Source organism: Bradyrhizobium sp. GW821-FHT13H06, assembly GCF_058803975.1.
Window position 1 is genome coordinate 119,657 of the sequence record NZ_JBXAPN010000015.1, and the last position, 19,210, is coordinate 138,866.

19 protein-coding genes and 2 pseudogenes are annotated in these 19,210 nt (G+C 59.8%); 8 read left to right on the forward strand and 13 right to left on the reverse strand.

Annotation, left to right across the window (positions count from 1 at the left end; genetic code table 11):
- Positions 1-10: 10 nt before the first annotated feature.
- Together AC1RQP_RS37540 and AC1RQP_RS37545 are read right to left on the reverse strand one after the other, a co-directional pair.
- Complete coding sequence (locus AC1RQP_RS37540; RefSeq protein ID WP_492942508.1) at positions 11-1,699, reverse strand: ATP-binding protein; 1,689 nt, start codon at positions 1,697-1,699, stop codon at positions 11-13.
- Positions 1,686-3,200 carry an ATPase domain-containing protein gene (locus AC1RQP_RS37545; RefSeq protein WP_492942510.1) on the reverse strand — a complete coding sequence of 505 codons (1,515 nt, stop codon included), beginning with the start codon at positions 3,198-3,200 and terminating at the stop codon, positions 1,686-1,688. The genes AC1RQP_RS37540 and AC1RQP_RS37545 overlap by 14 nt, the downstream gene beginning before the upstream one ends.
- A 287-nt stretch (positions 3,201-3,487) precedes the next feature.
- On the opposite strand from AC1RQP_RS37545, the gene AC1RQP_RS37550 reads away from it, so the two are divergent.
- From AC1RQP_RS37550 to greA, 3 genes and pseudogenes are all read left to right on the forward strand, one after another.
- Positions 3,488-3,595, forward strand: coding sequence for a MarC family protein (locus tag AC1RQP_RS37550; protein ID WP_492942512.1), 108 nt, complete (start codon positions 3,488-3,490; stop codon positions 3,593-3,595).
- A 62-nt stretch (positions 3,596-3,657) separates the two neighbouring features.
- Entirely contained in the window at positions 3,658-4,125 is a 468-nt protein-coding gene (locus tag AC1RQP_RS37555) for a MarC family protein (protein ID WP_492942514.1), read from the forward strand.
- A gap of 896 nt (positions 4,126-5,021) precedes the next feature.
- Positions 5,022-5,500, forward strand: a pseudogene (greA, locus tag AC1RQP_RS37560) (transcription elongation factor GreA).
- Between the two features lie 84 nt (positions 5,501-5,584).
- On the opposite strand, the gene AC1RQP_RS37565 reads toward greA, so the two are convergent.
- From AC1RQP_RS37565 to groES, 7 genes are all read right to left on the reverse strand, one after another.
- Positions 5,585-6,682, reverse strand: coding sequence for a trypsin-like peptidase domain-containing protein (locus AC1RQP_RS37565; protein WP_492942516.1), 1,098 nt, complete (start codon positions 6,680-6,682; stop codon positions 5,585-5,587).
- 5 nt (positions 6,683-6,687) lie between these two features.
- Positions 6,688-6,810: a hypothetical protein gene (locus tag AC1RQP_RS37570; protein WP_492942518.1), complete on the reverse strand. Its 123-nt coding sequence runs from the start codon at positions 6,808-6,810 to the stop codon at positions 6,688-6,690.
- Entirely contained in the window at positions 6,810-7,142 is a 333-nt protein-coding gene (locus AC1RQP_RS37575; RefSeq protein WP_492942520.1) for a hypothetical protein, read from the reverse strand. The genes AC1RQP_RS37570 and AC1RQP_RS37575 overlap by 1 nt, the downstream gene beginning before the upstream one ends.
- A gap of 138 nt (positions 7,143-7,280) precedes the next feature.
- Complete coding sequence (locus AC1RQP_RS37580; protein WP_492942522.1) at positions 7,281-7,739, reverse strand: Hsp20 family protein; 459 nt, start codon at positions 7,737-7,739, stop codon at positions 7,281-7,283.
- A 211-nt stretch (positions 7,740-7,950) separates the two neighbouring features.
- Positions 7,951-8,388, reverse strand: a complete 438-nt coding sequence (locus tag AC1RQP_RS37585; RefSeq protein ID WP_492942524.1) for a hypothetical protein — start codon at positions 8,386-8,388, stop codon at positions 7,951-7,953.
- 408 nt (positions 8,389-8,796) lie between these two features.
- On the reverse strand, positions 8,797-10,422 hold the full coding sequence (gene groL / locus AC1RQP_RS37590) for a chaperonin GroEL (RefSeq protein WP_492942526.1): 1,626 nt from the start codon (positions 10,420-10,422) through the stop codon (positions 8,797-8,799).
- 36 nt (positions 10,423-10,458) lie between these two features.
- Positions 10,459-10,773 carry a co-chaperone GroES gene (groES, locus tag AC1RQP_RS37595; RefSeq protein ID WP_492942528.1) on the reverse strand — a complete coding sequence of 105 codons (315 nt, stop codon included), beginning with the start codon at positions 10,771-10,773 and terminating at the stop codon, positions 10,459-10,461.
- A 302-nt stretch (positions 10,774-11,075) separates the two neighbouring features.
- On the opposite strand from groES, the gene AC1RQP_RS37600 reads away from it, so the two are divergent.
- Positions 11,076-11,306 carry a hypothetical protein gene (locus AC1RQP_RS37600; RefSeq protein WP_492942530.1) on the forward strand — a complete coding sequence of 77 codons (231 nt, stop codon included), beginning with the start codon at positions 11,076-11,078 and terminating at the stop codon, positions 11,304-11,306.
- 41 nt (positions 11,307-11,347) lie between these two features.
- Here the strand turns inward: AC1RQP_RS37600 and rpoH are convergent, their stop codons facing one another.
- The gene (rpoH, locus tag AC1RQP_RS37605; protein WP_492942532.1) at positions 11,348-12,241 is read right to left on the reverse strand and encodes an RNA polymerase sigma factor RpoH; all 894 of its coding nucleotides are present in this window, start codon (positions 12,239-12,241) and stop codon (positions 11,348-11,350) included.
- Between the two features lie 291 nt (positions 12,242-12,532).
- Positions 12,533-13,411 (reverse strand): NAD(P)H-dependent oxidoreductase, encoded by an 879-nt coding sequence (locus tag AC1RQP_RS37610; RefSeq protein ID WP_492942534.1) that lies wholly within the window; start codon positions 13,409-13,411, stop codon positions 12,533-12,535.
- A 92-nt stretch (positions 13,412-13,503) separates the two neighbouring features.
- Between AC1RQP_RS37610 and AC1RQP_RS37615 the strand changes: the two are divergent.
- From AC1RQP_RS37615 to AC1RQP_RS37625, 3 genes and pseudogenes are all read left to right on the forward strand, one after another.
- A pseudogene (locus tag AC1RQP_RS37615) lies at positions 13,504-14,420 on the forward strand (LysR family transcriptional regulator).
- A gap of 261 nt (positions 14,421-14,681) precedes the next feature.
- Entirely contained in the window at positions 14,682-15,137 is a 456-nt protein-coding gene (locus AC1RQP_RS37620; RefSeq protein ID WP_492942536.1) for an Hsp20 family protein, read from the forward strand.
- Positions 15,138-15,216: 79 nt separating this feature from the next.
- Positions 15,217-15,636 carry a hypothetical protein gene (locus AC1RQP_RS37625; RefSeq protein WP_492942538.1) on the forward strand — a complete coding sequence of 140 codons (420 nt, stop codon included), beginning with the start codon at positions 15,217-15,219 and terminating at the stop codon, positions 15,634-15,636.
- Between the two features lie 339 nt (positions 15,637-15,975).
- On the opposite strand, the gene ftsH is transcribed toward AC1RQP_RS37625, so the two are convergent.
- Both ftsH and AC1RQP_RS37635 read right to left on the reverse strand, forming a co-directional pair.
- The gene (gene ftsH / locus AC1RQP_RS37630; RefSeq protein WP_492942540.1) at positions 15,976-17,814 is read right to left on the reverse strand and encodes an ATP-dependent zinc metalloprotease FtsH; all 1,839 of its coding nucleotides are present in this window, start codon (positions 17,812-17,814) and stop codon (positions 15,976-15,978) included.
- Positions 17,815-17,976: 162 nt separating this feature from the next.
- Positions 17,977-18,237, reverse strand: coding sequence for a hypothetical protein (locus AC1RQP_RS37635; RefSeq protein ID WP_492942542.1), 261 nt, complete (start codon positions 18,235-18,237; stop codon positions 17,977-17,979).
- Positions 18,238-18,685: 448 nt separating this feature from the next.
- Here AC1RQP_RS37635 and AC1RQP_RS37640 point away from each other — a divergent pair, with 448 nt between their 5' ends.
- Positions 18,686-19,096: a hypothetical protein gene (locus tag AC1RQP_RS37640; RefSeq protein ID WP_492942544.1), complete on the forward strand. Its 411-nt coding sequence runs from the start codon at positions 18,686-18,688 to the stop codon at positions 19,094-19,096.
- The last annotated feature ends 114 nt before the right edge of the window (positions 19,097-19,210 follow it).

Below are 19,210 nucleotides of genomic sequence, written 5' to 3' on the forward strand. Positions count from 1 at the left end.
TGCGACCGACTCAAGCAGAATGTTGGCTGGCTCTTGTGCGTAGCATCGCCTCGAGCTTGGCCGAGAGCTCTCGGGAGGAAAACGGTTTGCTGAGGAGCATGCTGCCGTTGATATGCTTGCCAGTCTCCTCGATGAGATCCGGATAGCCACTGCAGTACACGATGGGCAAGCCGGGTTGCTGGCGTTGAAGTTCAAGTCCAACGTCCAGTCCAGAGACGCCGGGCATCGCGAGATCGATGATCGCCAAATCGATGGCTTGATCGGAAAGTGTTGCCAGCGCCGCATCCAGATTGCCAGCCGCGATCGCTTGATATCCGAGATCGTCAAGCATGCTCCGTGTCGTTTCGAGCACGCTGGCGTCGTCGTCCACAATGAGAATGTGCTCCTTTGCTCCTGTACGTGTAGCATCCGATTGGCGATCTTCGCTTCCTACAACGGCATCGGTTGACCGTGGTAACAGTATCCGCACCACCGTCCCCCGACCAACCTGGCTCTCAATTTTCGCGGTCCCACCGGATTGGCGGGCAAACCCGTAGACTTGCGACAATCCAAGTCCTGTTCCCTTACCGGGCTCCTTGGTGGTGAAGAATGGATCGAAGGCTCGGGCCAGGACTTCCGGAGGCATGCCGGTGCCGGTGTCTTTCACCTCGATCGAGACGTACTCACCTGGCTTGAGCTCGGTCTGAAGATCCTCGGGGACGCGGTGGAGCACGTTTGTCTCTATCGAAAGAACGCCGCCGTTCGGCATCGCGTCTCGCGCATTGATCGCAAGATTGAGCAACATCAGTTCTAGTTGGGTCGCATCGACCAGTGCAGGCCAAAGATCCCTGTTTGTGATTACGTCAACCCGGATGGAGGCCCCAAGGGTTCTGGACAACATCTCTGCAACGTTGCCCACGAGTTGATTGACGTCGACCGGCTCCGGCGCGAGCCGTTGCTTGCGAGAGAATGTCAGCAGCTGCCCGACGAGCTTGGCCCCGCGCTGCGCGCCGTGCATGGCGTTCCGGACATATCGCTGAATGCTTTCATCCTCCACTCGCCGGGCAATCAGCTCAAGATTGCCGATGATTGCCATCAGGAGATTGTTGAAGTCGTGGGCAATGCCCCCAGTGAGTTGCCCCACGGCCTCCATCTTCTGGGCCTGACGGAGCGCGACTTCCGTGCGCTCTCGTTCCACCATTTCGTCTCTCAGCCGCTTGTTGGCTTCCGAAAGCTGCTGGGTCCGCTCTTCCACGCGCCGTTCAAGCGTATCGGCCAGCTGTTTCAATTGTCCTAGATACTGCTCCGCCTGTCGCTGCCGTCTGCGACCGCGCACCGCCGCCAGTACCGCACTTTTGAGAGAGGTCGCGGCCAATGGTCGCTCGAGCACCGTAACGTGGCCAAGCAGACCGAGCAGCTCCGCAAGCGCCGGTCCATTCTGGCCTATTCTCAATGTCAGCAGCACGAAGGGGAAATCCGACCACGGTGGCTGACTGGCGATCCATTTGGCCAATGCGCCACGGTACTCGTGTAAGAGCGCTTCCTCGGCTACGACGGCAGCGGCTGCATCATTCAAGCTGGCCACCAGTTCCGAGAGACTCGACTGCTCCAGCGCCTGAATGCCGACCTCACGCAGAGCGGAGCAAACGACGCGAGCGTCACGGCCGAACGGTGCAAGGACGAGCACCGGGCCGCTCGGATTCGGCTCACGACCGTCCATTGGTTGTCGCCGTAAGCAACGCGCCCTGTTGGCCGGTATAGATGGGGGACCCCGACAAGACGCCCTGGAATTCCGCCAGCGGAGGGCCGACACGAATGCCCCGATTATCGAGACGGTACTCTCTAATTTCGTCTTCGTGACGTCCTGTGCGCTTCTTTAGAACCGAGATCGCGCGACGGATTTTTCCAGCGGCCTCGAAGAAGCGCAGCAGCAGGACCGTGTCACTCAGATAGGTGAGGTCGACACTCGACTGCATCGAACCGACAAGTCCGTGCTGCGCAAGCGTCAGGATCGTCACGACACCGCGGTGATTGAGATAGGTCAGCATTTCGTGCATCAACAACAACATGAACTGCTCGGCTGGCATGGCGTTCTGATACCCGCTCAGGCTGTCGAGCACCACGACCCGGACATTGTCCGCCTCGACGCACCGGCGGACCATCCCGGTAAGCTCGCCGGGGGACAGTTCCGCGGGATCGACCTGCTCGAGAAGAAGCTGCTTTGATGCTATTGGCTGATCCAAATGCCAGCCCATGCCCGCTGCACGCTTCATCAGGATCGCTTTCGTCTCGTCAAAGGTCACCAAGAGGGCGCGTTCACCACGACCCAGCGCGGCCATGACGAACTGCATGGCGATCGATGATTTGCCGGAGCCGGATGGGCCCATGAGCAGGGTACTCGTTCCCCGATCAAGACCGCTACCCAGCAATTGATCCAGCTCGTTGATACCGCTCCGAAGCGGTTCTGCCGGGGGCTTGCCATCGAGATGCTCGGACGCAATCAGCCGTGGAAACAGAACAATTCCGCCCTTGCGAATGACGAAATCATGGAAGCCGCCGCGGAAGCTGCGACCGCGCATCTTGAAGATACGCAGCCTGCGGCGCTCCGCACCATATTGCAGCGCATTATGCTCAAGCCTGACAACGCCATGGACGAGACTGTGGAGATTGAGATCATCGGACTCACCGGTAAGATCATCCAAAAATAGCCCGGTGCAACCCTCCTGGGCCAGGAAATGCTTTAGAGCAATGACCTGCCGGCGGTACCGCAGCGGGTTCTGCGCGAGGAGCCTGATTTCGGAGAGGCTGTCGAAAACCACCCGAGCAGGTGCAACCCGCTTCACCTCGTCGAAGGTCATTTTGGTAGTTTCGCCGAGCTCGAGATCTGAGGCGTAGACCACCGTCTGTTGCTGCTTGGGGTCCAGGCTGAGCTCCGCGGGAACAAGCTCAAAGATGTCGATCCCATCGAGCGTCCAGCCGTGAGTCTCAGCCACCTGTCGCAATTCGTCTTTGCTCTCAGAGAGCGTGATGTAAAGACAACGCTCGCCTTTGGATACGCCATCGAGAAGGAACTGCAATGCGAGTGTCGTCTTGCCCGTTCCCGGCTGACCCTCGATCAAGTGCACACGGTGCGAGGCGTATCCGCCATCGAGGATGCCATCAAAGCCGCCGACGCCCGTGGAAACCGCCTGCGTTCTAGTACTACCTTCAGGAGTGCTCATTTGTCTTCCGATTGTTCAAGCGCGCGCAGGCAAGCAGGCGTCGCCCCGCCCGGCCGGCATGGCTCGGATAAATTGTCGTGATTTCGCGAAGACAAGACCAAGGCCCTTGAGCAGGCACCTAGGTTCCAAACATCTCCCACCGCTATTTTCGCACGAATTTCCGGTGTTCTGTCAAGCCTCTGAAATTGCTGCGGGCCGGAACCCGGATAGGAAGTCGGAGTTACCCGGCTCCCAAGCAAGATCTCGAGCACGACTGCTGCTCGACGAGTAGCAGGGACTGCAAGACTGTGGCCTGGAATCAGTTCGTCGGCACCACCATCCTTCTCTACGCCCTGACGAACCCGGTCGGAGCTATTCCAGTGTTCTTGGCGATGATGGGGGCGCAGGCGCGCTGAAGACGCACCGGATCATCGTTTTGGCCTGTACAGCGGTAGCCGTCTTCTTTGTTGGATCTGCAATGTTCGGCAAGGAGATCCTGGCGTTTTTCAATGTGGGGCTCGATGACTTTCGAATCGCGGGCGGGCTGCTCGTCTTGGTAATCGCGTTCGAAATGTTTCAGGCGCAATATGGAAAGTTCATTCCTCGCGCTGATGAGACGAACTTTAAGGAGGTCGACATACATGGCCTCGCCATCACGCCCTTTGCGTTTCCGTTGCTGGTCGGACCGGCCGAGCTGAGCATCATGATCACCCTCTCGAACGACAACCCGGGATGGCTTGGGAAGACGTTCCTGGCCGCGGCAGCGGTAGTTGCGACTTCCTTGATCGGCTTGACCTTGTGGATGGCTGCCGCGATCGAACGCTTCCTGGGCCGAACCGGCATCAACGTTATGACGCGTGTGATGGCGCTCATTATCGCAGCAATCGCCGTGAATTTTATCATGACCGGGATCAAGAGCGAACTGCCTGGCTTGGTGAGCCGGTAGGACTCGTCCAGTGCCTGCCTTTGTTTTCGCTGACCGAGCCACACGGCCCGGCAAAGTGAGGGCGTCCTTCCCTGGTCGCTCTGACGCGATAGAGCTTGCACTGTCTCGGGCGTGCCAGCCGATGGTCGGTTCGGTTGATGTATCGGATTTCCGACAGCGTGCGGAAATCAAGCCCCTTAGGCCGCCGAATTGAATCCCTTCCTCTTTGCCCGCTCAGCCGCTGCACGGCTCGCCGCAATCGCCATCCAATCTCGCAGCAAGCCTCTGTCCTCCTTAGAAAAAGCTGCCCGCCGCTTAAGATCGTCGAGAGTCTCGCCCGGATGGCACCGCTCGAAATCTTGGCGGATCAGTGATTCAAGGTATGCCGCTTCGTCTTGAGCGGCACTGCCCAAGTCGGAACACGAATGGGTCGGCATGGATGCCCTCCCAGTCCTTACAGCCTGTCCGGCCTATCGACGGCGTCCAGTTCGGCGTCAATTTTTTTGAGAAGACGCTCGATCTCCTCGCGCTCCCTTGGACCAGGATCTTCCTCTAGGCGGCTGATGAGGTGCTGCTTTCGCGTTAGGAGGATTGCCACGCTCGTCATCGGAGGCGTGAATTCTGGATACTGGTACATTGGTCGACACCCCTATATTCATCGTCGTGTGCAACGAGCGACGCTCCGGGGCGCTCGACCGGCGAGCGTGCCGGAGTCCGTTCTGGATGCCCGCAAAACTCACGAACGGAACGTCAGTTCCTTTGTTCATTGGCCATCACTATGGACGCGGGTCCTCCTTGGAACAGGCGAGGGTCAGCATAGTTGCCAGCCCAATAACGACGAGGTACGTGGGCCGGCAGACGACAGCGCGGCCCGCTTTCAGCTCTCGGTAGTGCTCTTAGAAGTCGGTAGCGAATCGATGCCAACCCTCCCGATGACTGCGGCCGGTCATGCCGTTCTTAATGACGAACTAGCCGACCGCGTTAGAATCAAGCGGCCGCATCTTGCCGAGCGCATTCAGCAAGCGATTGCCGACGAACCCAACCTCGTTGAGAATTCGGAATATCAGACGGCGCTAACCGACCAAGCCCTCAACGAGGCTCGCATAGCCGAGTTAGAAACCAAGCTTGCACGTGCAGAAATTATCGATGTGTCCAAACTGTCCGGCGAAACCATCAAGTTCGGCGCGACGGTCACGCTGACGGACCAGGATACGGGCGAGGAGCGGTTTGCCAAATCGTCGGCGAGCCGGAAGCCAACCCGACCAGAGGCAAGATCTCAGTCAGCTCACCGATCGCACGGGCGTTGATAGGCAGGTCCAAAGGTTCAGTCGTAGCCGTCGAGACTCCAGGCGGCGACAAGAGTTACAAGGTTGAGCAAGTTAGATGGCTGCCCTAAAAGCAGCCGACGGCCCGCCAGCGCATTGCTCACCTTTGGATTTGGCTGCGTCAGACCGGCCACATTGTCTTGAACCTGTTCGCATTAGCGCAACAGGCGAGTGGGTGTGCTGCCTGCCTGGACGGGCGGAGCGACTTTGACGACTGCGGAACTGGTGTGATCGCCCCGTACGACGGTAAGCCTCACATCCTGACCAACACGTGCAAGGCCGATCTTGTTACGAAGTTGCGAGGCGGTGCGGATCGGACGGTCGTCTGCCATGATCACGATATCGTCTTTCTGCAAGCCGGCCTTTTCAGCCGGAGACTCCGGCGCGACCTCCGCGATCACTGCCCCTTCGTTGCGGCCTGGCTTGGTCGACGGTTGGAGGTCCCGCAGTGACACGCCTATTCGGCCGCGCTCGACGCGTCCCTTGTCTATGATCTGTTCCATGACCAGCCGCGCCATATTTGCCGGAATTGCGAAGCCGATCCCGACATTACCTCCACCCGGCGAAATGATTGCCGAGTTGATCCCGACCAACTCGCCGCGGAGATTCACCAATGCGCCGCCGGAATTCCCCGGGTTGATCGCAGCATCCGTCTGGATGAAGTCTTCGTAGCCTTCCTTGCTCAAGCCTGTGCGACCCAGCGCACTGACCAGGCCGGACGTGACAGTCTGACCGAGACCAAAGGGATTGCCGATCGCGAGCACGAAATCCCCGACTTCAAGCGCATCACTGTCGCCGAAAGGAAGCCCCTGAAGGCTGGCAGGATTCTGGATTTGCAGCACTGCAACGTCAGTGGGCGGGTCGCGTCCGATCACCTTCGCAGATAGCTGGCGGCCGTCCTTGGTCGTAATCTGAACGGCGGAGGCGCCTTCGACCACATGATTATTGGTCAGCACATAGCCGCGCTTGGCATCGACGATGACGCCCGAACCCGTCGAATTAACTTCCTTCTCAACCTGCTTGGGAATGTCGAAAAATTCGCGGAAAAACGGATCGCGATAAAGTGGATTGTCCTCGCGAACGCGGCCGTGCACGGAAATATTGACAACCGCCGTCGTCACTTGTCGAACCACCGGCGCCAATGTTGGCACAGAACCGCCCGTCTTCAGATCCGGCACTTGAGCTAATGCCGGATGAGACGCGGAGAGTACAACAAACAGAAGCCATGCCAATATTGTTCGCTGTCGTAACATTTCAATCACCCTTGCATGGGATCGCCAGGCAGCGGCAGAAGCGCCCGTTGCAATGCTGCTATCGGAATCGCCCAGGCCGCCGCGGCATGGCCAAGCAGCATGATGCCGAGGACAGCTTCCGTGATCATCACAGCGACTCCCGCTGTGCGGCGGCCCAGGGCCGCCGCAGCCGCATGGGAACGCCACCGCCACGGGGCGGATCATCATCGCCGTCTCCGTCAAGTTGACGCAACGCTGCCAGTATGTCGGCCAGCTTTACAGCCTGGCCCGTTCCGGGGATCTCCCGCAGGCCGGGACAGGATTCCACAGCGTACATGTCCGACGCCCACGAGGATAGGATGATCCGCTTCTCAGGTGTCGAGAGCTCCTTGTCATCCAGGACTTCTGCCGGAGAAACGTAGTGAGCGGCGGGATGGAAGAATGGTTGCAGACCACCGCCCGCGATTTTTATGTTAGTCATGGCTCGCCTCCCTATTGACTCCTTTCCAAAGGGATGGTGCTCGAGATTTGGGTAGCGGCGTATTCGATGTCGCCACCCACTGTTGAAATGAACAGGACAGATGTCCGTTGACGTAGCCGGTCCATGGATCGCGGCTACCTAAGCAGCCTTCTTCTGCCCAGTTTGGGACGAAGCAGCCGTTCCACTTCCGATCTGGATCTTGCGCGGCTTCATCGCTTCCGGGATCTCTCGAACAAGATCAACGATCAAGAGACCGTCCTGGAAGGATGCCTGCTTGACCTGAACGTAATCGGCAAGGTTGAAGACTCTCCGGAACGGGCGCGCCGGGATACCCTGGTAGAGATATTCGCGCGCAGCACCATCGGACTTCTTGCCTTCGATCGTGAGCGCGTTTTGCTCGGCCGTCACGGAGATATCGTTGGCGCCGAAACCTGCCACCGCCAACGTGATTCGATAGTGATCCTCGCCGGGACGTTCGATATTGTAGGGAGGATAGTTGTCCTCAGCCGGCTGGCGCGACATGCCGTCGACAAGGCCAGCCAGATGATCGAAGCCGACGCTGGTGCGCCACAATGGCGTAAAATCAAGTGTCCTCATAGCCAAGTCCTCCAAAGAGCAATATGGATACGAAGCAAGGCAGGATAGGAGCCTCGGATAGGGTCAAAAACTCCAGTCCAGCGCCTCGTGCCGAGCCCGCCCGGCGCTCGACACACCGCTGTCGCGGTCGAGAAACGAACTAGAACTGACGTTCGTGAGTTCAAGAGGTCGAGATTTTTTTCTGCCCGAAGCTCGCTTGGTCGCTCGGTGACTACGCCGCCAAGCGATCCGGAAAAGCGCTCCGACGTAGATCATCAATTACTCGCTGCTCTCGCTCAATCCGAGCTTGATAAAGCTGGCGCTCCTGCTCGCGCTTCGCAGTTGAGAGCAGGCGCTCGTAGTGACCGATCACTTTCTGGCTGCCCCGAATAAGAAAGTCGCGGACGCCGGTTCCTTCTGCTGCGCTCATGGCAACGTCGGAGGTCCCGCGCACGGAATGCCTCGCCAAATTCGCTCCGGACATCGTCGTCGCTCGCTCTTGACGATCTTGCATAAGGTAATGAGCGGCCTTCGCGGGCCGCTCATTGACGTTCAGCTTGTTGCCGCCAGTCCGGCGGGACGGGTCGTTGGCTGCGGCCAGATGCCGGTCGGCGCGGAGGTCGGCGGCAATAAGATGTCGATCTTCATCGTTGCCGCCGACGGCTGCCACTTCAGCCAGGGCATCGTATCGAGATACGGGATTGGCGGTAGCGGCAATCCTGTGAAGACATCCTGCGCTAGCTGTGTATCGCGGGGGCTCTCCACGCCGTAGGCACCGAAGGCGCTCAGGGAAATTGCGCCGCCCATTGCTAGCGCGAGCAGTCGTTGTCGCAGACGGCGGATGGTCTCCGTTCGGGCGGAGAATGTACGGCGATGGCTCATCATCTATACTCCTCCAATTGTTCGAAAGCAGATCCAGGCGACGGAGAAAAAGCTCAGGGAGAACATTAACCAATGGATCGCGTCCTGCCTCATCCTGAGCCGACGACGATTAGACTTGTTCATGCGAGGCTCCATGTTTGAAAGCGGTATTCTCCTCTCATTGGGAGCCCGGCCGTGGTCGGCCGGGCTCTATTGTTCAGAAGTCCATGGCGGGAGCTGCTGCTGGAGCTGTTTCGGCTTTCTTTGGCTTCTCGGCGACGAGTGCCTCAGTTGTAATCAGCAGCGAAGCGACCGACGCGGCATCCTGTAGCGCGGTGCGAACGACCTTAGCGGGATCGATCACGCCGGCTTTAACGAGATCCTCGTACTCGCCGGTCGCCGCGTTGAAGCCCCAGTTGTAGCTCTGGTGCTCAAGAAGCTTGCCAACAACCAGTGAGCCGTCCTCACCGGCATTCTCTACGATCTGCCGAGCCGGCATCTGGATGGCGCGGCGAACGATGTCGATGCCGGCCTTCTGGTCAGGGTTCGCGGTCTTGAGGCCGTCCAAAGCCTTGAGCGCGCGCAGAAGGGCGACCCCGCCGCCGGGGAGAATGCCTTCCTCCACCGCCGCGCGAGTAGCGTGCATGGCATCATCGACACGATCTTTGCGTTCCTTGACTTCGACTTCCGTCGCGCCACCCACGCGGATCACCGCAACGCCTCCAGCAAGTTTCGCCAGGCGCTCCTGCAGCTTTTCGCGATCATAGTCGGAAGTCGTTTCCTCAATCTGGAGCCTGATTTGCTGAGCGCGCGCCTCGATGTCCTTCTTGGACCCCGCGCCGCCGACAATGGTGGTATTGTCCTTGTCGATGACCACCTTCTTGGCGTGCCCGAGCATCTTCAAAGTTACCTTTTCCAGCTTGATGCCGAGGTCCTCGCTGATGACATTGCCGCCGGTCAAGATCGCGATGTCCTCCAGCATGGCCTTGCGACGATCGCCGAAGCCCGGCGCCTTGACGGCCGCGACCTTTAGCCCGCCGCGCAGTCTGTTGACGACCAATGTCGCAAGTGCTTCGCCTTCGATGTCCTCGGCGATGATCAGGAGCGGCTTACCGGACTGAACGACCTGCTCCAACAGCGGCAGCATGGTCTGCAAGCCGGACAGCTTCTTCTCGTGAATCAGAACGTAGGGATCTTCGAGCTCGACGCGCATCTTCTCGGTGTTGGTGACGAAGTATGGCGAGATGTAGCCGCGGTCGAACTGCATACCCTCGACCACTTCGAGCTCGGTATGTAGGCTTTTGGCCTCCTCGACTGTGATCACGCCCTCATTACCGACCTTATTCATGGCATCGGCCAGGAAGCGCCCGATCTCGGTGTCGCCATTGGCGGAGATTGTGCCGACCTGGGCGATCTCGTCATTGGCGGTAATTTTCTTGGCGTGGGATTTCAGATCGTCGACGATAGCGTCGACAGCCAGGTCAATGCCACGCTTCAGATCCATCGGGTTCATGCCGGCGGCGACGGACTTGCTGCCCTCCTTGAAGATAGCTTGAGCGAGCACGGTCGCCGTCGTGGTGCCATCGCCCGCAACATCACTGGTCTTCGATGCGACCTCGCGCACCATCTGCGCGCCCATGTTCTCGAACTTGTCTTCCAGCTCGATCTCTTTGGCGACGGTCACGCCATCTTTGGTAATGCGTGGCGCGCCGAACGATTTCTCGATGACGACGTTGCGCCCCTTCGGACCGAGCGTGACCTTCACCGCGTTAGCCAGCGTGTCGAGGCCCCGCAGCATGCGCTCCCGGGCCTCGGTTGCGAACTTCACGTCCTTGGCAGCCATTTTGATCTCTCCTTTTCCTCTATGACTGTCAGTGCGCTATGCTGCCTTCTTGACGGTGCCTGCCTTGTCGATGACACCCAGAAGGTCGCTTTCCTTCATGATCAGGAATTCCTCGCCGTCGATCTTGACCTCAGTACCAGACCACTTCGCGAACAGGACAAGGTCACCGGGCTTGACGTCGAGTTGAACAAGCTGGCCCTGTTCGTTGCGTGCGCCGGTGCCAGTGGCGACAATCTCGCCTTGCTGCGGCTTCTCCTTTGCTGTGTCTGGAATGATGATGCCGCCGGCGGTCTTCTCTTCGGCGTCGAGACGTCGCACGAGCACGCGATCGTGCAAGGGACGGAAATGCATGCACATTCTCCTTGGGTAGATTAGCGATGTCCAAAGTCCGGGTCCGTAGCGGCCCCCGGGGCGAAAAAGCACCTAGGAGCGAGGAATCAACTTTCAAGAGGAAGCACGAAAATTTTCTCTCAAGCTCGCGCCTAGATAGAAAGCTTCGGTCGCGATCCGGCGCCCCGAGAGTCTGCCCAAGCTTCCGGATTTGCTAACTGCACACATGTTGAAAATTTAAGGCAGCACACCGAGATGTTTCCTCGGCTGCGGAGCGGCTCTACGCAGCAATTTGGAGCATCGTCGGAAGGAGGAGACTAAAGATGCGGACCTTAATGATAGCTGCTGCTCTACTCGGCATGGTGGTTTCGCTGCAGGCCAAAGAAGCAGAATCATTGCGAGGGCTAACGAACTCGGGCGCCTCCGTTAAGCAATTCGTCAGCAATCAAAACGATCAGCCGCGTGGCAAGCCCGCAAGAACGAAGTCCGATACCCGCAAGGATCGTGATTTCTCAGCGGAAGCCATCGTACCGAATATCTGCACCGGCTGCTGATCCTCGATCAGCAGCCGGTCAGCTGCCTCTGTGTTCTGCTTCTAGTGTACGCTCACTGAGGCAGTCTCAAGGTCCGGCAGGCGAGCGCAGATCATCGACTTGATACGTTTCAAAGCACGCTGCTCGATCTGGCGAATTCGCTCGCGAGAGATCCCGAACGTGGCAGCAAGGTCGTCCAATGTTCTTTGCTCTTCTGCCATGTAACGCGCCTCAACGATCGTGCGTTCTCGTGGGGAAAGAGCGCTCAGGGCTTCCGAGAGTGCGGCCTTCTGCCGTTCACGGTCTCCGGCCTCGACGAGCAGGGTTTCAGGATCAGGGGATGAATCGGCGAGCCTGTCCTGCCACTGTTCGCCTTCTTCGTCACTGAGCTGCACATTCAGCGTCATGTCGCCGCGGATCCGCCCGTCCATCTCGACGACGTCGGTTTGCTTGACCTGAAGATGCTCAGAGATCTGCTTCACCTGCTCCGGCGAGAGCTCGCCATCTTCCGGCGCACCAAGGCGTCTCTTCAACTTCCGAAGGTTGAAGAATAGCTTTTTTTGCGCCGCGGTCGTGCCGAGCTTCACCAGCGACCATGACCTCAGGACGAATTCCTGAACGGACGCCTTGATCCACCACGTGGCATAGGTGGCAAGGCGAAATCCCTTTTCAGGGTCGAACCGCTTGACGGCCAACATCAGTCCGACATTGGCTTCCGAGATAAGGTCGGCAATCGGCAAACCATAGCGCCGATATTTCAACGCGATCTTGGCAGCCAGTCGTAGATGGCTCGTCACCAGACGGTACGCAGCTTCGCGATCCCCAGAATCCCGAAGACGCCTTGCGTACATGACTTCTTCGGATGCATCGAGCAGCGGGAAGCGACGGATCTCTTGCAGATACCGGGACAACCCGGCTTCCGAATGGATGGCAGGTAGGGCTGACCTGATTGACATGACCTGCCCTCCATCAGAAGCCATTGCCGTTCTTGAGGCCTAATGACCGGCCAGAGGGAAGATGCAGCCGCGAGAGCCCACCGACGGGGCCCAGGCTGGCGGACTGCCAAACGCAGAGACAGGTGGCTTTCATATCCAAATCCTCCATTGAGCAAAATGGTACGAACCGCCGTATCGCCTGACTTGGCACGCTCCAAGGGCGCCCGACGGCACTCAGCCCGGCGGCGCCAAAAGAACCGCGAAACCAATGGGTTGTTCCTAGTTCGAGTGGCAGATTCGGAAAAATCTCGGTCAAGTCGCAAGATCGTCGACTGTCGAGCTGCCGCTACCCGCATGACGAGGAAACGAGCTCAACGGGCGGGGCTTACCACCCTGCCCGCTGTTACCGGCTCGATCGAGGTGAAGCGAGAATCCGCTTGTCCCCGGATTTTCCAGGCCGGAGCGGAGCTGCATGCTCGGGACCAGGTAGTCGCCCCCATTTTGTCGCCGATACGGAATGGGCGCGGTGGTCGCGAGCGTGCGCATCCGCTCACGCAATCCCTCGGCAATGGACCCAAAGTCAGCATCGTCTAGTCGATCCACGCGGTAGACCACGAACGGCGGGAGGACTTCATAGCCGGGATAGTAGAGAACGCCATGATTGATGGGGAAGAGCAGGTCGTCGATGGGTCCGCTAACGCCGCGAGCCGAGTAGTGCTCCTCCCAGCCGCCGGCGGTCACGACCAGCATCGCGCGCTTGCCCTTCAAGGTTCCGTCGCCATAGCGATCGCCCCACCGCTTGTCGCTGTGTTCGCCGACCCCATACGCGAAGCCGTAGGCGAAGACCCGATCGACCCAACCCTTGAGGATCGCCGGCATCGAGAACCACCACAGCGGAAATTGCAGGATGAGGACGTCGGCCCACAACAACTTCTCGATTTCGGCTTTCACGTCCGGCGTCAACGTGCCGGCCTCAAAAGCCTGCTTGGAGGCCGCGGCCGGCTGGAGCCGTTCAGCATCCGCCAGTGAGGGAAAGTCGGCGCGATTGACCTCTGATTTCCAGGCCTGGGCATAGAGATCCGACACCTGCACTTCGTGACCCAGCCGCTTGAGCTCTCTGACAGCGACGTCAACAAGCGCGCCGTTCAGCGAGCGCCGCTCCGGATGGGCGAAGACGATCAAGACTTTCATGAGCAGCACCTCCTGATGTTGTGACATCGACTAGGTGGCGTGCGAAGCCGGGATTCAGTAGATGTTGGCAATAAATATGATTATGCCGAGAAATGGATAAATCAGAAGTCACGCTCGAGCGCATGCGCAGCTTTGTCCGGGTCGCCGAGCGCGCCAATCTGTCCGCGGTGGCGCGCGAGCTCGGTGTCGGCCAGTCAACGATAACGCGGCATTTGCGAGAGCTCGAGGACGCGGTCGGGGTGCCGCTGCTCAGCAGGACCACGCGCCGGGTGACAATGACGGAAGAGGGCGCGCGCTACTATCGCCACTGCGTCCAGATTCTGCGCCAGGTTGATCTGGCGGGCGAGGAGGCACGCAGTACACGCGGCGCGGCAGCGGGTACGGTGCGCATCTCCTGCACTGCGGCCTTCGGAGTGCTGCACGTTAGCCGTTTCCTGTTCGCCTTCCAGGATCGCTACCCTCACATCCTGGTTGATCTCGCCTCACCGACGAGCGTATCGACCTTGTGCGCGAAGGCGTCGACATCGCCATTCGGCTCGGGCCGCCAGGTGACAGCTCGATGAAGCTGAAAGCGCTGGGCCAATCCCGGCGGGTGCTGGTTGCCGCACCTCAGTATCTAGACGCGCGCGGCAAGCCCGCGCGCCCGCAAGACCTGGCAGGCCATGAGGGTGTCAGGATGTCCAACATCGCCGGCAGCGATCTGCTCGTGCTCCATGGGCGGCGCGGCGGCCAACACGTGGTGCCGTTTGGGGGGCGCTTGCGGGTTGATCACGGGCTTGCCGCACGCGAGGCGCTCGCCGCCGGACGGGGGATAGCCCCGGCACATCTCTGGCTCGTCGAGGATCTCCTTGCCGCCAAGAGGCTCGAAGTGGTGCTGCCCGACTTCTCGCCGCCTCCCGTTCCGGTCAACATGCTGATTGTCCCCGAGCGATCGGGCATCGCGCGAGTGCGCCTGCTGGTCGACTATCTCGCGGCACAGATCGCGCAGACGCCGGGTGTTGAAAGGTAGGGCTCAGCAGCAGATGTGAACACGCGTCAACCGCCGTCGAGCTGCAACTGGGCCCTGCAGATCTGCAAAAGCTGTCTTTGCTTTTCATTACCGAGTTCGGTTTGCGAGGTATGAGGCCTTGAAAATGGCTCTGCCCGTTTTAATTCCAAGAGTGCAGCGCATGATGTGCTGATCCGGGTGCCTTCTCAGGACCCGGCTATCGGGCGCCGGATACGGTGTCCGGGCGCTCGTAACCATATTGCTCGACAGGAGGATGTGGCTATGACCACTTTTGACTTCAGCCCACTCTGGCGATCGACCGTTGGTTTCGACCGCCTGTTCGATCTGCTCGAAGATTCAGCCCAATGGACGGGCGACAACTACCCGCCCTACAATATCGAGCGGAGCGATGAGGACCACTATCAGATCTCGCTCGCTCTGGCCGGCTTCTCGCCTGACGAGGTGACCGTCACAGCGGAGCAGAACGTGCTGACCATCGAGGGCCGTAAGGCCGACAAGGGCGCCCATCAGTTCCTGTATCAGGGAATCTCGTCTCGCCCGTTCCGGCGACAGTTCAACCTGGCCGAATACGTACAGGTTAAGGGCGCTTCCTTCATGGACGGCATGCTCAAGATTGACCTGGTACGTGAGGTTCCCGAAGCTATGAAGCCGCGCCAGATTCCGATCCAGGCTGGCAACGACAACCAGAAGACGATCGAACACAAGCAGACGGCCTGAGCCTTCTCCGGCTGCCGCTTTCCCCCGCGCCGCCCCTTGCGCGGGGGCAAGAATATTGGCTGCGCCGGCCGAATAGCGATTGCTGTTGATTCTCGGCGGGCATCGCAGGAAAAAAGCCATGGAACGCGGGACGTCAACGAACCTCCAGCAGATCGAGGGAAAGCTTCTTGCAGCTTTCGAACGTCATGCCGCCGATGGCCGAGCCATGACGATCGAGAGTCTGGCGGCCACCGCCGGCGTCGCGGGGCGGCCGAAGGAGCTGGCACTCGCCTTGAAACACCTCATCGAGCGCGGGCTACTCCAACGCGCGGGCGAAGATCCAATCCCCGGCTCGGCAATTGCATTTCGCCTTGTCAGGCCCGCGTTACCGGAACGGCTCTGCAAGGCAGAGGATCAACCCGCGCCCAGTGGCACGCCTTCGAGTCCAGCCGAGACGATCGCTTCACGCGACGCGGCAAAACGAGCGCCGCGATCCCGATCCAGCGTCCTGGCCGAATAAGTGACAGAAGAGCACATGCCCGGCACGTTTGGACGGAGGCGCAAACGGCGATATTCCCCGGCGGATCGATCTTGTGGTGAGAGGGATGGACGACTATCGGGATCTCGTGATTGTAAGCCTAACGCTCTTGTGTGCAGGCATCATGTTGGTGGCCGGGCAGCTCTACATCGAGCACTACCCGGCACCAGCAAGCCGGTTGCTCGATCCACCGCAACCGCCTCGGGCGTCACCAGCCCTGATCTCACACGCGCCGTCGGCAAATGAGAACACGACTGAGACGCGCCGAGGTTTTGACAGGAACAGCGCTGGCTGAGCGCATTGCCAGCGCGCCCTTCCCGCTTAGACAGCCCGCAGCCCCTCCTTGGGCATCTCCCGGATAAGCGCATCGATCTCGTTCTGCTCCAACGTCTCCTTTTCCAGGAGCTTCTTGGCCGCACGGTCGAGGATCTGACGGCGTGTCGTCAGGATGCCTTTGGCCCGCTCCAGAACCTGGTCCACAATATCCTTGACCTCGCGGTCGACGCTTGCAGCGGTCTCATCTGCGTAATCATGCTCGCGAACCGGGTAAGGCTGGTCCGCGCTCGCCAGGAAATTGCCAGGATCGCGCTCGTAGGCGACGCTGCCGAGCTTTTCCGACATGCCGTAGCGCGTCACCATGCTGCGGGCGATGTCGGTCACACGGCGCAGATCGTCGGCCGCTCCGGTCGACAAATGATCGAAGACGATCAACTCCGCCGCTCGTCCGCCCAGCAGGACCGCCATCTTGTTCTCGAGTTCCTCCTTGGTCATCAGGAAGCGATCTTCAATGGGCCGTTGAATGGTGTATCCGAGGGCGCCGACCCCCCGGGGGATGATCGAGATTTTGTGCACAGGATCCACGCCGGGCAATGAGAGTGCGACCAGCGCGTGGCCCATCTCATGATAGGCGACAATCTCCCGCTCCTTGGGATTGAGTAGCCGGTTGCGCTTTTCCAAACCTGCGACCATGCGCTCCACCGCATTGTTGAAATCGCTCATGCTGACCGCATCGCCTCCGCGTCTAGTCGCCAGGAGGGCCGCCTCGTTGACGAGGTTCGCGAGATCGGCGCCTGTGAAGCCCGCTGTCAATGCGGCGACGGCATCAGGAGCAACGTCGCTCGCGACCTGCACCTTCTTCATGTGAACGTTCAGGATCTCGATACGGCCTTTCTTGTCCGGCCGATCGACGAGCACCTGGCGATCAAAGCGGCCGGCGCGGAGCAGGGCTGGATCGAGTATTTCCGGCCGATTTGTTGCAGCCAGGATCACCAGGCCCGAGCGTGAGTCGAAACCGTCAAGCTCGACCAGGAGTTGGTTCAGAGTCTGCTCCTTCTCGTCGTGGCCGCCGGCAAACGGGCCGATGCCGCGGGCTCGGCCCAGCGCGTCTAGCTCGTCGATGAAGATGATCGCAGGCGCCTTTTCGTGAGCCTGCTGGAATAGGTCCCGCACGCGGGCTGCGCCCACGCCGACAAACATTTCGACAAATTCGGATCCCGAGATCGAGAAGAAGGGCACCCGAGCTTCGCCGGCCACCGCCTTTGCCAGCAATGTCTTGCCCGTGCCGGGCGGACCGACCAGCAGCACTCCTTTCGGCATGCGGCCACCGAGGCGGCCGTAGTCGGTGGGATTTTTCAGGAAATCCACGACCTCGCGAAGCTCGTCCTTGGCTTCGTCGACGCCGGCGACGTCCGCAAAGGTGATGCCGGTGTTGGATTCGACGTAGACCTTGGCCTTGCTCTTGCCAATCTGCATCAGCCCGCCGCCAAGACCGCCCTGTGCGACGCGCTGGCCGATGTACCACCAGATACCAACGATCAGGAGCGTCGGCATGATCCATGAGAGCAGGTCACGAAGGAACGTGCTCTCGATCTGTCCGGTGAATCGGACATGATATTTTTCAAGCTCCTGCGCGACGTCCTGGTCGACACGCGTCGTCACGAACTGCTTCTGTCCTCCGGGCAGCGGCTCCTTCAGGAGGCCCTGCACGGTGCGATCGGAAATGCCGACGCTGTCAACTTTCCCATCGCGGAGCAGCTGTTGGTACTCGCTGTAGGGGATCACGGCGATCTTGTTTGCCGTGGTGATCACGTATTGAATGAAGAACAGCGCGCAGGCAGCGAAAACCGCATATGCGAGGTTGAACCGACTCTTTTGGGTCATGCACCAAACTCGAGTTGTGGCCGGAACAACTGAAGAGAACAGGTTTGGTTTCAGCGGCAAGCGACATGCGTTAGGAAGGCTTTGATAGACCCGAGCGCCAGCAAGCGTGCGTTGACATGTTGGACAACAAAAGGCCCGGCTGGAACCGGGCCTCTGTTCTCATCACCACCAATAGGGATAAGCAGGCGGATAGTAGCGAACCACCCGGGGACCATAGTAATAGGGTGGTGGGCCGTAGACGGGTCCATAATAGACCGGGGGCGCCGCGGCGGCAGCCAATGCTCCGGCAAACAGCCCGAGCGCAAGCCCGGGGCCTGGTCCCGGGCCGCCCCAGTAATGATGACGCCAGTGGGCAGAAGCCGGCGCAACTGATCCGATGAGGAGCGTTGCTGCCGCTACCATTGCAAAAGCAAGCTTTCTCATGTCACTTCCCTCAAGTTGTCTTTCGCGCAACGCGCGTTTTTCTCCCTTACCAAATGCTCCGCTTCGCCGAATTGCAATTCGGCTAGTCAAATAACTTAGATGCAGTCAAGGAGAGTTCAAGTATTCCTCACCGCCCGGCCGGTTTGTCGGATAAGGCCGTCATCTGGTGAATGACGGCATCGAGAGCGTAGCGACCTCGTGCGCCTGCGGCGTGCGCAGGCGCAGCACGGCCTCAGAGATGGCATCGAAGCTCTCCCGCGGTGCTGCATCAAGCCCAGCACCTGCACCTAATGGGCCGGTCGTCCTCCTTGAAATTCCGTAACCGGCTCACTAGGTGCTCGTCGCCCTCCCTGGCGTTCGGCTAAGAGTAGCCGGCGCAACGCCACGGAATGCGTATCGCAAGTCGATTGCCAGGTGGACCCTGCTCCCGCTGTATCGGGAGGATTACATGTCTGACCAGATTCCAGACGTCAGGCCATGCGAGGTGAGCGAGCTGAGAGGCACGCTACGCACTTCGACGAACGCCGTGATCTCAAACGCATCCCAACCTGCGGCCGCAAAAGGCGCAGCGGGCGATGACCGCGTCTCAGTCAACTTTGCGAGTGACTATGCCCGTCCAAGTGAGGTCCTGCAGGACCCGAAATTGCGCGAGGAGCAGAAGCGAGATCTGCTCCGCCAGTGGGCGTTAGACGGTTACCGCCTTGTGGTGTCCGCGCCCGACGGCATACGATCGGGCGCGGAGTCGCAGCTCGATGAAGCCATTGATGCGTTGATCGACCTTGACGGCGGCACGGCCGCCTTATCCAAGCTCCCCACCGTACCCTCGTCCAAACGCGGAGAGTATGCGCGGGTTGCGTGATACGGAAGCCGCCTGAACCGCCCCGCCTAAATCGAAGCGCTCTGGCGGTTTCTGGCAGCAAACCCACATGGCTCCGAGTAGCGGCACAGTCTCAGCAAATCAGGCGCGACCGCC